The sequence below is a fragment of the Rahnella sp. P4_A8 genome (assembly GCF_056402435.1).
On record NZ_JBFUHK010000010.1, the window covers coordinates 68,342 to 80,974 of the forward strand.

Below are 12,633 nucleotides of genomic sequence, written 5' to 3' on the forward strand. Positions count from 1 at the left end.
AATCGTCGCGGGACGTCGGTTTCGGTTTATTTCAAAACCGTACGGTACGGTTCATTTATGGAGTAATAAAATTCCCATGTCAAGAAAATGTACAGGTGGGTTTAGTTTTGAGGAGAAGGTCACAAGGCGTAAAAAAGGCGTCATGTTTGCACATGACGCCTATGATGTTGTCCGTTCGGGCGTTATCGGTTAGAAATCGACGTTCACGCCCAACTGGAAGCTGCGACCCGGCATCACAGCCAGCGCTTTGTTGTACTCATCCTGATTGGTGGTTTCGGTCAGGGTGCGGCTGCTCAGGTAATCCCAGTATTTGCGGTCGGTGATGTTATAAACGCCACCGCTGAGTTTCACGTTCTTCGCGACTTTCCAGTAGGCCGTTGCATCCACCATACCGTAGCCCGGCACATTCATGTATTCGGTGGTGGAACCCGTGATTGGCGTACCGGCATTGGTGTAGCTCTGGCGGCTGGTCGCTTCGGCTTTTTTACCTTTCACGAAGGTGGCGGTCAGGGCGGTGCCGTAGATGCCGGATGGCGCATCCCATGCCACGCCAGCCACAAACTTCATTGGCGGCACGCTGTCGAGGTCAACATATTTGTCGCCATCGTAGCTGGATTTCGATTCACCCTTGGCATAACCCAGTGCGAAGGTGGTGCTCAGGCCATCAACGCTGCTGAACCAGGTACCGTAGTTAATTTTGGTACTCAGATCGCCACCGTAGATAAAGGCTTCATCGCGGTTTTCTGCCTGATAAATCGTATAAATATTGGAGGGCACATTGGTGAACATACCCGGGCTGCCCGCGCGGGTGTAGCGGGTGTTAGCAATGAAGTTTTTGTAGGTGTTATAGAAGAGAGAAGTCTTGAAGGTCACGCCTTCCGTGGCTTCGCCTTTCATGCCCCATTCAAAGTTATTGCTGGTTTCGGTTTTCAGATTAGTGTTACCGATCAGCGCGTACTGACCACGGCCTGCGTAGTTAGAACCGAGGTTCCAGGATCCGTAAAGCTGGCTGGCATCCGGGAACTGGGCACCGCGCTGGTACTGCAGGTAAGTCATCAGCTTAGGGGTGATGTCATAGGTGAAGGCCAGTGATGGCAGGGCCTGTGTATCGGAGTTGGCTTTACCGTACAGGGTGGAAACCTGATCTTCAGAAACAATGCTGTTGGACAAGTCTGACAGGTTTTCTGCCTTGGTATTCTGATACGCGACACGCACCGCAGGCACGACAGAGAAGTTATGGCCGTCGAGGTCAAACTTGATGGTGTCTTGCAGGAAGCCGCCGAAGATATACGTCCGGCTGTTAGCTTCCGGCTGCATGATAGTCGTGAAAGCACTTTGATCCGGGCTTTCGCGGAACGGACGTTCAGTGTTGGACACGCGGCCGTTGATACCGGCACTCAGCTCATGGCGACCCAGCGTTTTTAGCCAGCTGGTCTCCGCGCCGTAAGTGTTCACGTCATAGTTTGAGTAGACGTTCATCATCTGCTTACTTTCGTTTGGCAGATAGGTGTTGTCGTGTGCCTGGGTGTACTGGTAATACACTTTCGAGACGATGGCATCCACGTAATCGTTGAATGGCGTCCATTCATCTTTCAGGCTCGCGCCCCAGCGGCGGGTGTTACTTTGCTGTTGTGCGGTACCCAGAATCGCGCTGCCAGCATTGTTCCAGGTATCGTAATGGGTGTGGTTCACTTTCTCGTAGTAATCGAGGGTGCCGGTGACTTTATGTGCATCATTCGGCTGCCAGATGACCGACGTCATAATGGCGTCAGAGTGCCAGTTGGCCGGATACGCATYGAGCGTATCGCTGTTGTTGCTGGTTTCCTGGCCGTCGCGGCGGCTGATGGCGATCAGGCCCCGCAGGGTTTCGTCACCGGCGGCAGCGGTGATGCCGTTGTGCCAGGAACGATCCGAAGAATCATAATCAGACTGGTAACCGAAATAGACTTCCTTGCCCGGACGCAGGTAATCGTCGGCAGATTTTGGCAGGAAGGAAACGGCACCACCGATGGAGGTGTTGGCGCGATCGGCTGATGTGGCGCCGGATTCAATATCCACCTGACCGTAAATATACGGGTCGATGTAATCGCGGCCAATACCAAAGGTGTTCAGGCCCGCACGGCTGACGTAGCTGCGCCCGGTAGCGTTTGGCTGCGGAATACCGTCGACGTCGATACCGACGCGGTTGCTTTCCAGTCCACGGATGTTATAGCCGGTATAACCGCTGCGGTCGAAGCCGCTTTTGCCATTGCCGGAGCCACCACTCGCGCCGGTCGCGGTGATCAGCGGCTCATAACGCATGATAGTGCCGAAATCATTACCGCCTTTTCGCTGCATTTCTGCCGCCGTGATGGTGGTTTTCGAGCCCGGTTTTTTATCCGGCATCGTTTCGGTGACAGTCATGACTTCTTCATTGTTCTGCGCCAGATCCTGCGCGGTACGCACCGCCGGTTTTTTTTTGATGGCTTCAGAAGATTGCGTATTGCTTGCTGTGAGATCGGTATTGTCTTTAACGGCTTCCGCTGCATTTACGTTAAAGGTGGTGGTGAGAATCGTCCCCATGAAAATGACGTTTTTCACCAAACCCTGCTGTGTAAAGGATTTGAACATTTGTTATAAGTCCTGGACTAATTTTTTTAAGTTCTGCTCGCATTTACTGCCTTTCGACAAATCAGACGCGCTGGTCATCTGCATGCAATTCTTCCGTGAAAAGGCCATTATCCTTATAAAATATGGGTTTATTTAACATCCGCACCCATTTCGGCTTCGTGAGAATGATAATGATACTGATAATTGTTATCAACAAAATGATAAAAAAAATGTAGTTCTTAACGAAATCTTTGCAATTCGTCTTTCGAAACGGGCCAGGGGGCGCGGCTTTACAAGCCGGAAAGGCATGGTTAGAGTGGGTACAAATAGAAACTGTACCGTACAGTTAAGGAGTGAAAATGAAAGTACGTACCGAGGCCAGAAGGGATGCCATTGTGGATGCCGCGGCGGAATTATTTCAGGAGTGCGGCTACGAGCGTGCTTCGATGAATGAGCTTGCCCGGCGGCTTGGCGGATCAAAAGCCACACTTTACAATTACTTTCCCTCCAAAGAATCGCTGCTGGTGGCGGTGGTTAAAGCCTACGCCACCGGGCATCTTTCCGATGCCGTTGACGGGCTTTCCGCCCCCTTGCCTGATCTGCCGCTGGAAACGGTGCTGACCCGTTTTGGTGAAAGAATGTTGCTGGTGCTGACCAACGACGGTACCGCGCTGGCGGTATACCGGATGGTGATTGCCGAAGCCGGGCGTTCTGACATCGGTATGTTGTTTCACGATGCCGGTCCGGGTGAAGCCATCGAATCACTGGCGGCATTTTTAGCGCTGGCGATGCAAAAAGGGCAACTCGGCAATGCTGATGCCGATTTGCGCGCGCGCCAGTTTCTGGCGCTGGTGACGGCGCAAACCAATATGCGTTTGTACCAGAGCGACCCTGCGCCACTGGACGTCATCGAGATCAAGCAACTGGTGAAAAACGCCGTCGAGATGTTCCTGTACGGCGCCGTGCGCTAGCCATTCTTCCTCCTGCCACTGCAATCCGAAGCCATCCACGCGATGGCTTTTTTGTTTTTCCTTACACTTTCCGGGATTGCAGAAAACATGACTAAGATATATCTTTCGGCAAACCTTATCGCAAAAGAGAGAACGTGATGGCACAACATCGCACTGAAACCCCTGCCGCAAACCTGCCGGTCCGGGTCAAAAACGAACTGGTTTTCCGTCATATCACGGTAAAAAGCAGTGAAACGATTTCCGGCTGTTTTAAACGCATTGTATTAAACGGCGACGAGCTGACCGGGTTTACGTCACGCGGCTTCGATGACCACATCAAACTGTTTTTCCCGGCGAATCCGGGGGATGCCATTACACCACCCGCTGCAACCGAAGAAGGGATTGTGTGGGGCGAAGGGCCGCGTCCGCTGAACCGCGAATACACGCCGCTGCATTACGATGCACAGACCAACGAACTGACACTGGATTTCTATATTCACGACGGGGGTGTCGCCAGCGAATGGGCGGCTGATGCGAAGCCGGGCGATAAACTGATCATCGGCGGGCCACGTGGTTCACTGATCATCCCGACCACCTATAAATGGCAGTTGTATGTCTGCGATGAAACCGGTCTTCCGGCGGTGAAACGCCGTCTGCGTGAGCTGAAACAGGCGGCGTCTGACGCCAAAATCACCGTGCTGGTGAAAGTGAAAGACGTGAGTTGCGTCAGCTATTTAGATGATGAACAAGACTTCAACATTGAATGGATTGTCAGCGATGAGCACAACGGTTATCAGGAAGATGACGCGGCGGTTAAAAAACTGAAAAGCCTGCCGCTGCCAGAAAGCGATTACTACATCTGGGTCACCGGTGAAGGGAAATTCGCCAAAGGGCTGAATGATTATTTCGTGGAAACCCGTGGATTGGATGCGAACCTGGTGCGTTGTGTGGCCTATTGGCATAATAAATAACGATGATGAATCATAAACACCGCCGCGAAAGAATGTTCGAAACGGGGGATATCCGCCTGCTGATGCTGCATTTTTTGCAGCGGCGTCCCGCCCACGGTTATGAGCTGATCAAGGCCATCGAAGAATTATCCAAAGGTGAATACACGCCGAGCGCCAGTATCATTTATCCGAACCTGACCTTTTTAGAAGAACAGGGGTTGATTTCGGCCAGCCAGGAAGAGGGCGGTAAGAAGCAATATGCGATTACACCGGAAGGTTCGCAATCGCTGGCTGAACAGGGAGAACTGCTCGGCTCAGTGACGGAGAAACTGCATTCGCTGGCGATTTTATCCAACAATCGCAGCATTCCTGAAATGCAGCGCGCGATAAACAATATCCGCATGGCGCTGAACCTGCGGCTGGCGAAAGGCCCCATCGGACAGGAGACACTGTATAAAATCACCGATGCGTTAGACCGGGCGACAAAAGAAATCGAGCGCAGTTAGCCGTACCTCAGAAAGCAAAAAGCCTCCGGATGGAGGCTTTACTGTCCCGGTATTGTCACTTATCTTCCGGCCACGGGGTCAGTATTTCATAACCATCTTTCGTCACCGCAATCATATGTTCCCATTGTGCGGACAACGAATGATCTTTAGTCACCACGGTCCAGCCATCGGGCAGGACTTTGTTTTGTTTTTTACCGGCATTGAGCATCGGCTCGATGGTAAATAACATGCCTTCCTGCAATACCAGCCCGTGACCTTGCTCGCCATAATGCAGCACCTGCGGATCTTCGTGATAACCCATGCCGATGCCGTGACCGCAATACTCTTCCACAATGGAAAAACCTTCGCGTTTCGCCACCGCAGCAATCGCAAAGCCGACGTCGCCGAGTGTTGCGCCGGGACGTACCACTGCAATACCGGCCATCATTGCTTCATAGGTGGTATCCACCATACGGCGCGCCATAATGCCGGGTTCACCGGCGTAATACATACGGCTGGTATCGCCGTACCAGCCGTCTTTGATCAGCGCCACGTCGATGTTAACAATGTCGCCTTTTTTTAGCGCCTTATCGGAAGGAATGCCGTGACAAATCACGTGGTTGACGGAGGTGCAGGTGGTTTTCTGATAGCCGTGATAACCGATATTGGCCGGGATCGCCTGCAATTCGTTGACGATAAAATCGTGGCAGATGCGGTCCAGTTCGTTGGTCGTAACGCCTGGCACTACGTACGGCGTGATCATATGCAACACGCGCGCCGCCAGTTTACCGGCGATACGGGCTTTATCGATGCCTTCCGGCGTTTTGACCATGCGGTTATTGTTGACGAAATACCTGCTGTCTAAACCATTATTCATTGCTTGCCTTCCTGTGTGTGCCACCCACGTTTAACAGCGTGCGGATACTTCCGGTGTTTTCTTCAGATTCCATGCTGCACTGCACCAGCAATTGCGAAATCTGGCTGTGCGTCATATCAGGATGGGTTTCCATCAGCATGCCAATCTTCATCCAGTGCTCGGCCTGTGCGTTCATCGAACGCGTATAAGCCATGCTGGCAATACGCAAATTCTCGTGCATCAGTTCTGAAATCTTAATGATACCCATGGGCTTGCCTCGGTAGTATACGAATCATATATATTTTATATACTACGCAAAGCGAAAACGAAACTCAACCAGCGTGTTTCATGACACCTTTCGGAAAATGGCGTATATTGTGTTGATTTTTCAAGCTCTTATCTCAAATTTTAAATCCAAAAGGTTCACATGAAATCTACAAGTAAGTTACTTATCGGCCTTGTCTGTGTCATGGCGCTTTCTGGCTGCGCGCGTACCGAGCCGGTAACGACGCCGCATACCACGCTGGCAACCCATAATTCAGAAAGTCAGATCAGAACCGCTATTATCGACGCAGGGCAAAAACGTGGCTGGATAATGACGGATGGCGCACCGGGCGTGATTAACGGTCATCTGAATAACCGTGAACACAAAGCAGATATCCGTATTACCTATGACACCCGCGGCTACACCATTAATTATGTCGGCAGCACCAATCTGCTGGCCGGGAAAGGCGAGATTCACCGCAGTTACAACCATTGGGTGAATAATCTCGACAATGATATTCAGATTCGCCTGGCGTCCAGTGCCACAAAATAATTAAGTGTTAAGGGGGCGGGGTATTGGCTCTTAACAGAAAGTAAAACGCCTCCGCTGAACAGACGGAGGCGTTTTCGCTATATGGCCGGGTTTAGTGGCGCTTACTGGTCCGGGGACTCTTTTTTCATCGCGTCTTTGGACATGGAATCATTCGACATGCTGTCTTTCTTCATGTGATCTTTCGACATGCAGTCTTTGCCCATACTGTCTTTCGCCATAGTGTCTTTGCTCATGCTGTCTTTTTTCATGCAGTCTTTTGACATATGGCCCATGGTGTCTTTCTTCGCCATTGCGTCAGCGGCATAGGTGGTGCTCACTGCGCCCATCATCAGGCAAGCAGACATCATCATTATGGTTAACTTTTTCATGGTAAATCCTTCTCTATAGGTTTGATGTACAAAGGGTGTTGTGGAGAGTGTTCAGCTTCCGCCGAACCAGTTGTAGCCCTGATCTTCCCAGTAGCCACCGGTAAATTTATTAGTAATTTCAATCACTTCGATGTGTTTCGGATTCTTGTAGCCGAGTTTGGTCGGCATCCTCAGCTTCATCGGGAAGCCGTATTGTCGCGGCAAAATCTGGCCGTCATAGGTCAGCGCCAGCAGGGTTTGCGGATGCAGTGCCGTCGCCATATCGATACTGGTGTAATACGCGTCGGCGCATTTAAAACTGACATATTCCGCCGTGAGATCTGCCCCGATCAGGCGCAGAAAATCGCCGAACGGCACGCCGCCCCATTTACCAATCGCGCTCCAGCCTTCGACACAAATGTGTCGCGTCACCTGACTGACCTGCGCCATTTTGTACAGCGTCGGCAGTGACCATTCGCGTTTATCCAGTGCCAGACCGGCGATTTTCAGGCGGTAAGCGTTGCCGTCGACTTGTGGCGCGTCGTCTTCGGCGTAAAAAGCGTTAAACGGAAACGGACGGGTGATCATCGATTCGGCATACACCGGCGCGAGGCGTGTTGAACCGAACAGCCAGCCCTGCACGCGGTCATTGAAACCGGAGATTTTGCCCAGCGCATTTTCCACGCTGGCGTTATCGCTGATATCGCAACCGGTCAGCATCGCCACGCCGCCGAGTGTCAGTCCGCGTTGTAAAAACAGGCGGCGGGAGGGCGCATCCAGTTCGCGGATAATCTGTTTTTTCGCTTCCTGTAAAATCGCTTCGCTGTCGGAAGGACTGAAAATCTGGCTGAGGGTTCTTTTAACGATGTTTTTCATCATGTCTTCCTTAACGCCCGCGGATCATGGCAATCAGGGTTTTCGGCACCAGCCCCACCATCACGATGTGCAGCACCACGAATCCCACCAGTGAAGCCATCGCCAGAAAATGCACATAACGCGCGGTATCAAAGCCGCCCATCAGTTCGCGCAGCAGCGGGAATTGCACCGATTTCCACACCACCAGCCCGGAAAGCACCAGCACGATGCCGTCGAACATCACGAACACATACGCCGCACGTTGCACCATGTTGTAGTGCCGTAAATCGTCGTGTTTCAGCTTGCCACGCAGGGCAGCCCGCAAATCATTGAAGATGCCGCGTGGCGTCAGCGGCCAGAATTTCTGTTTCATCCGGCCGGTAAAAATGTTCATCAGCAGATAAAACAGGCCGTTAAAACCGAACAGCCACATACCGGCGAAATGCCACTGAATACCGCCGCCGAGCCAGCCACCCAGTGTCACCGCTGGCGGGAAATCAAAATCAAACAGGGGTGATGCGTTATAAATCTGCCAGCCGCTGGTCACCATAATCAGCACCGCCAGCGCATTCAGCCAGTGGGTCAGCCGCAGCCACAAAGGGTGCACCGTGGCCGGTTTGGATTTTGCCTGATGAGGTAATTCCGTGTGTATTGTCATAATGAAGTCCGGCTGTCCGCCCTGTGATGTAGCGAGTATTGAGCGGATTTGTTCCCCGAGACCTCACGCAAAGTTAAATAAAATGTGATAACTCGCAGACGGTTGCTTGTGTAGACTCAAACCATTAGGAAACGCCACGTTTTTGGGATAACACATGGATAAGACGAAGAAGATCCTGATCGTTGAAGATGACGGGGATATCGCAGAACTGCTCAGCCTGCATCTGCGTGATGAAGGTTATGAGATTACCCACGCCGCCGACGGCAATCTGGGGGTGGCACATCTGGAGAAGGGCGGCTGGGACGCGCTGATCCTCGATCTGATGCTGCCGGGCGTTGATGGTCTGGAAATCTGCCGCCGTGCGCGCAATATGACGCGGTATACGCCGATCATTATTATCAGCGCGCGTTCCAGCGAAGTACATCGCGTGCTCGGGCTGGAACTGGGCGCGGACGATTATCTGGCGAAACCGTTCTCTATGCTGGAACTGGTGGCGCGGGTCAAGGCGCTGTTCCGGCGGCAGGAAGCGATGAGCCGTAATCTGAAAATGGATGCCGGAACGCTGAGCTTTTCCGGGCTGGTGATCGACCCGATTGCGCGTGACGTGATGCTCAATCATCAGTCTGTCGAGCTGACGCCCCGCGAGTTTGACCTGTTGTATTTCTTTGCCAAAAATCCCGGCAAAGTATTCTCGCGACTCAGCCTGTTAAATCAGGTCTGGGGCTATGAACACGAAGGGTATGAACATACGGTGAACACCCATATCAACCGGCTGCGCATCAAGATAGAAACCAATCCGGCCGAGCCGGAACGGATTCTGACCGTGTGGGGAAAAGGCTATAAATTCGTGTCCTCTTCTGAGGCGTCACAAGGGTAAATCATGAAAAATCTCACGCTGGCGCAAAGACTGACTCTGGTGTTTATGGTGTTGCTGATCGCCTGCTGCGCGCTTTCCGGCTATATGCAGGTGCGTTCCAGCAACCAGTACAGCCAGTCGGTGATCCAGCGTCTGTCGGCCAATCTGGCGACGCAGATCGCGGCGAATAATCCGCTGCTCAGCCAGGGCGACTGGGATCCGAAAGCGGTCCATACGCTGTTTGATCAGCTGATGGCGGTGAATCCGAGCGTTGAGGTGTATCTGCTCGACAAAGACGGCAATATCGTCGGCAATGCGGCGCCTCCGGGACGCTTGCAACAGCAGAAAATCGATTTAGCACCGGTGAATGCGCTGCTGCACGGCGCGAAAATGCCGGTATATGGCGACAATCCGCGTGACCCGCAAACCCCTCAGGTATTCAGCGCCGCGCCGTTGCAGGTAGACGGTGTGACCAAAGGCTATGTGTATATCGTGCTTCTCGGCGATGAATACACCGCACTGACCAGCGACGCGCAGTATCAGTCGGCGATTTCTCTGGCGCTGCGGTCTATGGGGCTGGTGGCACTGTTTGGCCTGCTGGCCGGTGCGCTGGCGTTCCGTTGGGTGACGCGCCCGGTGCGTAAACTCACGGGGCAGATTGCACAACTCGATTCCGGCGGCATGGACGCAATTCAGGCGCTGGCGAAAACGGATACTCCGGCCGGTGCCGCCCGCGATGAAGTCACGCAGTTACAACAGGCGTTTGTCGCGCTGGCAAAACGTATCGACCAGCAATGGCAAAGTCTGATGGTGCAGGATCAGCAGCGGCGGGAATTTATCGCCAATATTTCTCATGACCTGCGCACGCCGCTGACCTCCCTGCATGGCTATCTGGAAACGTTGTCGGTGAAAGCTGAACATCTGACCAACGAAGACCGGCAGCGTTATCTGAATATTGCCCTGACGCAAAGTAAAAAAGTCGGGCGGCTGGCGCAGGAATTATTTGAACTGGCGCGGCTGGAATATGGCGTGGTGAAACCGCAGAAAGAACCGTTCTCGCTGAGTGAACTGGTGCAGGATGTTTTCCAGAAATTTGAACTGGCGACTGAAACGCGCGGGCAAAAATTACTGGCGGATATCACACCGGGTATTCCGCTGGTGAATGCCGATTTAGGCATGATTGAACGGGTGCTGACAAATCTGCTGGATAATGCGATTCGTTTTACACCGGAAGGCGGCGTAATCGAAATAAAACTGTGGAAACAGGAAGGGCAGGTGATGGTGCAACTGAAAGACAGCGGACCGGGCATTGCGCCGGAGCTGAAAGACAGCCTGTTTGTGCGTCCGTCAATCCTCAGTACCAATAAACACCGTGCTGGCGGGCTGGGGCTGATGATCGTGCGCCGTATTCTGCAACTCCACGGCAGCGATATCCGGCTGATTGAACAACCGAAACACGGTGCCTGTTTTCAGTTTTCCGTACCTGTTTAAATTCCTGATTTTTAATTTCCGTCAGGGTATGAATGCCGTGGCGGAATTAACGTAATGTTTCGTCATTAAGTTATTGTGATGTATTGATTAGTGTTAAATAATTATTATTTTTTTGATATAAACCAAAAAGGTTTAGCGCGTGAATTTAAACGGTACTTTTTGATCTTCGGCAGTAAATATATATTCAATCCGGCGATGAAAATAATTTTCTCATTATGTGGAATATTTATTTACCTGGATAAAAATATGTCTAAGAAAGAAAGCCACCCTCAAAATAATAACGTGCACGACCTCCGGTCTGCGATTGCATTTTTAGAAAGCCTGCCAGGCGAAATGGTCAGTACCGATGTGGAAGTGGATCCGCATGCGGAACTCTCCGGCGTGTACCGCTATGTCGGTGCCGGGGGAACCTGTGAACGTCCGACCCGTAAAGGCCCGGCGATGATGTTTAACACCATCAAAGGTTTTCCGGGGGTGCGTGTGGTCACCGGCCTGATGTCTACCCGCGAACGTGTGGGCTATCTGCTGAACTGTGCGCCGGAAAAACTCGGTTTCCTGCTGAAAGATTCGGTGAAAAACGCCATCGCGCCCGTGGTTGTGGATCGCGGCACGGCACCCTGTCAGGAAGTGACGTATCTGGCGGATGATCCGAATTTTGACCTGCGCACCTTGCTGCCTGCACCGACCAATACCGAAGAAGATGCCGGTCCGTATTTCACCATGGGCATGTGCTATGCCTCTGATCCTGAAACCAAAGAATCCGACATTACCATTCACCGCCTGTGCATTCAGAGCCGCGACGAACTGTCGATGTGGCTGACCCCGGGTCGCCATATTGATGCTTTCCGCGAAAAAGCCGAGCGTGCGGGTAAACCGCTGCCGATTTCCATCAGCATCGGCGTTGATCCGGCGATTGAGATTGCCGCCTGCTTCGAGCCACCCACCACGCCGCTGGGCTTCAACGAACTGAGCATTGCCGGTGCATTACGCGGGAAAGCGGTGGAACTGACGCACTGTGTTTCCATCGACGAAAAAGCCATTGCCCACGCCGAAATCGTGATTGAAGGCGAACTGCTGCCGGACGTGCGTGTCCGTGAAGATCAGAACACCAACACCGGCAAAGCGATGCCTGAATTCCCGGGCTATACCGGTGAAGCCAAAGCCGCGCTGCCGGTGATTAAGGTGAAAGCGGTGACGCATCGCCGCAATCCTATCCTGCAAACCACGCTTGGCCCGAGCGGCGAACACGTCAGCATGGCCGGTATTCCGACCGAAGCCAGTATTCTGGATATGATCGACCGCGCCATGCCGGGACGTGTGCTGAATGTGCATGCGCACACCTCCGGTGGCGGTAAGTTACTGGCGGTGCTGCAATTTAAAAAATCCTCACCGGTGGATGAAGGCCGTCAGAGACAAGCCGCGCTGCTGGCGTTTGCAGCCTTTTCCGAGCTGAAACACGTGATTCTGGTGGATGAGGATGTGGATATTTTCGATACCGATGACATCCTGTGGGCGATGCAAACCCGCTATCAGGGCGACGTGGATACCGTCACTATTCCGGGTGTGCGCTGCCATCCGCTGGATCCTTCGCAACATCCAGCCTACAGCCCAGGTATTTTGCAGGAAGGTATGTCATGCAAAACTATTTTCGACTGCACAGTGCCGTTTCATCTGAAAGCCCATTTCGAACGTTCCAAATTTAAAGACGTCGATGTGAAGAAATTCCTGCCTGATTTTAAATATTAATATTATGTGCCCTTCATACTTCGCATTGCAGTG

13 protein-coding genes are annotated in these 12,633 nt (G+C 52.5%); 7 read left to right on the forward strand and 6 right to left on the reverse strand.

The genetic code is table 11. From position 1 onward, the window contains the following. Window positions 1–189: 189 nt before the first annotated feature. Window positions 190–2,562 carry a TonB-dependent receptor domain-containing protein gene (locus AC1DUO_RS08040; protein ID WP_477987006.1) on the reverse strand — a complete coding sequence of 791 codons (2,373 nt, stop codon included), beginning with the start codon at window positions 2,560–2,562 and terminating at the stop codon, window positions 190–192. A 386-nt stretch (window positions 2,563–2,948) separates the two neighbouring features. On the opposite strand from AC1DUO_RS08040, the gene AC1DUO_RS08045 reads away from it, so the two are divergent. The 3 genes from AC1DUO_RS08045 (at window position 2,949) to AC1DUO_RS08055 (ending at window position 4,995) form a co-directional block, all read left to right on the forward strand. Further along, window positions 2,949–3,560 (forward strand): TetR/AcrR family transcriptional regulator, encoded by a 612-nt coding sequence (locus tag AC1DUO_RS08045; RefSeq protein WP_013578092.1) that lies wholly within the window; start codon window positions 2,949–2,951, stop codon window positions 3,558–3,560. A gap of 137 nt (window positions 3,561–3,697) precedes the next feature. Then, window positions 3,698–4,510, forward strand: coding sequence for a siderophore-interacting protein (locus AC1DUO_RS08050; RefSeq protein ID WP_119262335.1), 813 nt, complete (start codon window positions 3,698–3,700; stop codon window positions 4,508–4,510). A 2-nt stretch (window positions 4,511–4,512) separates the two neighbouring features. After that, the gene (locus AC1DUO_RS08055; RefSeq protein WP_223509528.1) at window positions 4,513–4,995 is read left to right on the forward strand and encodes a PadR family transcriptional regulator; all 483 of its coding nucleotides are present in this window, start codon (window positions 4,513–4,515) and stop codon (window positions 4,993–4,995) included. A 55-nt stretch (window positions 4,996–5,050) separates the two neighbouring features. Here the strand turns inward: AC1DUO_RS08055 and map are convergent, their stop codons facing one another. Beyond that, window positions 5,051–5,806 carry a type I methionyl aminopeptidase gene (gene map, locus AC1DUO_RS08060; protein ID WP_477987008.1) on the reverse strand — a complete coding sequence of 252 codons (756 nt, stop codon included), beginning with the start codon at window positions 5,804–5,806 and terminating at the stop codon, window positions 5,051–5,053. 37 nt (window positions 5,807–5,843) lie between these two features. Next, window positions 5,844–6,098, reverse strand: coding sequence for a ParD-like family protein (locus AC1DUO_RS08065; RefSeq protein ID WP_013578096.1), 255 nt, complete (start codon window positions 6,096–6,098; stop codon window positions 5,844–5,846). A gap of 159 nt (window positions 6,099–6,257) precedes the next feature. Between AC1DUO_RS08065 and AC1DUO_RS08070 the strand changes: the two genes are divergently transcribed. After that, entirely contained in the window at window positions 6,258–6,647 is a 390-nt protein-coding gene (locus AC1DUO_RS08070) for a hypothetical protein (RefSeq protein WP_013578097.1), read from the forward strand. 101 nt (window positions 6,648–6,748) lie between these two features. Here the strand turns inward: AC1DUO_RS08070 and AC1DUO_RS08075 are convergent, their stop codons facing one another. The 3 genes from AC1DUO_RS08075 to AC1DUO_RS08085 are packed head-to-tail and all read right to left on the reverse strand — an operon-like array spanning window position 6,749 to window position 8,507. After that, complete coding sequence (locus AC1DUO_RS08075) at window positions 6,749–7,015, reverse strand: pentapeptide MXKDX repeat protein (protein ID WP_477986981.1); 267 nt, start codon at window positions 7,013–7,015, stop codon at window positions 6,749–6,751. 51 nt (window positions 7,016–7,066) lie between these two features. Continuing rightward, the gene (locus AC1DUO_RS08080) at window positions 7,067–7,870 is read right to left on the reverse strand and encodes a molybdopterin-dependent oxidoreductase (protein WP_013578099.1); all 804 of its coding nucleotides are present in this window, start codon (window positions 7,868–7,870) and stop codon (window positions 7,067–7,069) included. Window positions 7,871–7,880: 10 nt separating this feature from the next. After that, entirely contained in the window at window positions 7,881–8,507 is a 627-nt protein-coding gene (locus AC1DUO_RS08085) for a cytochrome b/b6 domain-containing protein (RefSeq protein WP_119262332.1), read from the reverse strand. 154 nt (window positions 8,508–8,661) lie between these two features. Between AC1DUO_RS08085 and AC1DUO_RS08090 the strand changes: the two genes are divergently transcribed. The 3 genes from AC1DUO_RS08090 to AC1DUO_RS08100 all read left to right on the forward strand — a co-directional run bounded on the left by AC1DUO_RS08090 (window position 8,662) and on the right by AC1DUO_RS08100 (window position 12,600). Continuing rightward, window positions 8,662–9,384 carry a response regulator transcription factor gene (locus AC1DUO_RS08090; protein ID WP_013578101.1) on the forward strand — a complete coding sequence of 241 codons (723 nt, stop codon included), beginning with the start codon at window positions 8,662–8,664 and terminating at the stop codon, window positions 9,382–9,384. Window positions 9,385–9,387: 3 nt separating this feature from the next. Continuing rightward, entirely contained in the window at window positions 9,388–10,854 is a 1,467-nt protein-coding gene (locus AC1DUO_RS08095) for a sensor histidine kinase (protein ID WP_119262331.1), read from the forward strand. A gap of 246 nt (window positions 10,855–11,100) precedes the next feature. Then, complete coding sequence (locus AC1DUO_RS08100) at window positions 11,101–12,600, forward strand: UbiD family decarboxylase (RefSeq protein ID WP_013578103.1); 1,500 nt, start codon at window positions 11,101–11,103, stop codon at window positions 12,598–12,600. Window positions 12,601–12,633: the final 33 nt, after the last annotated feature.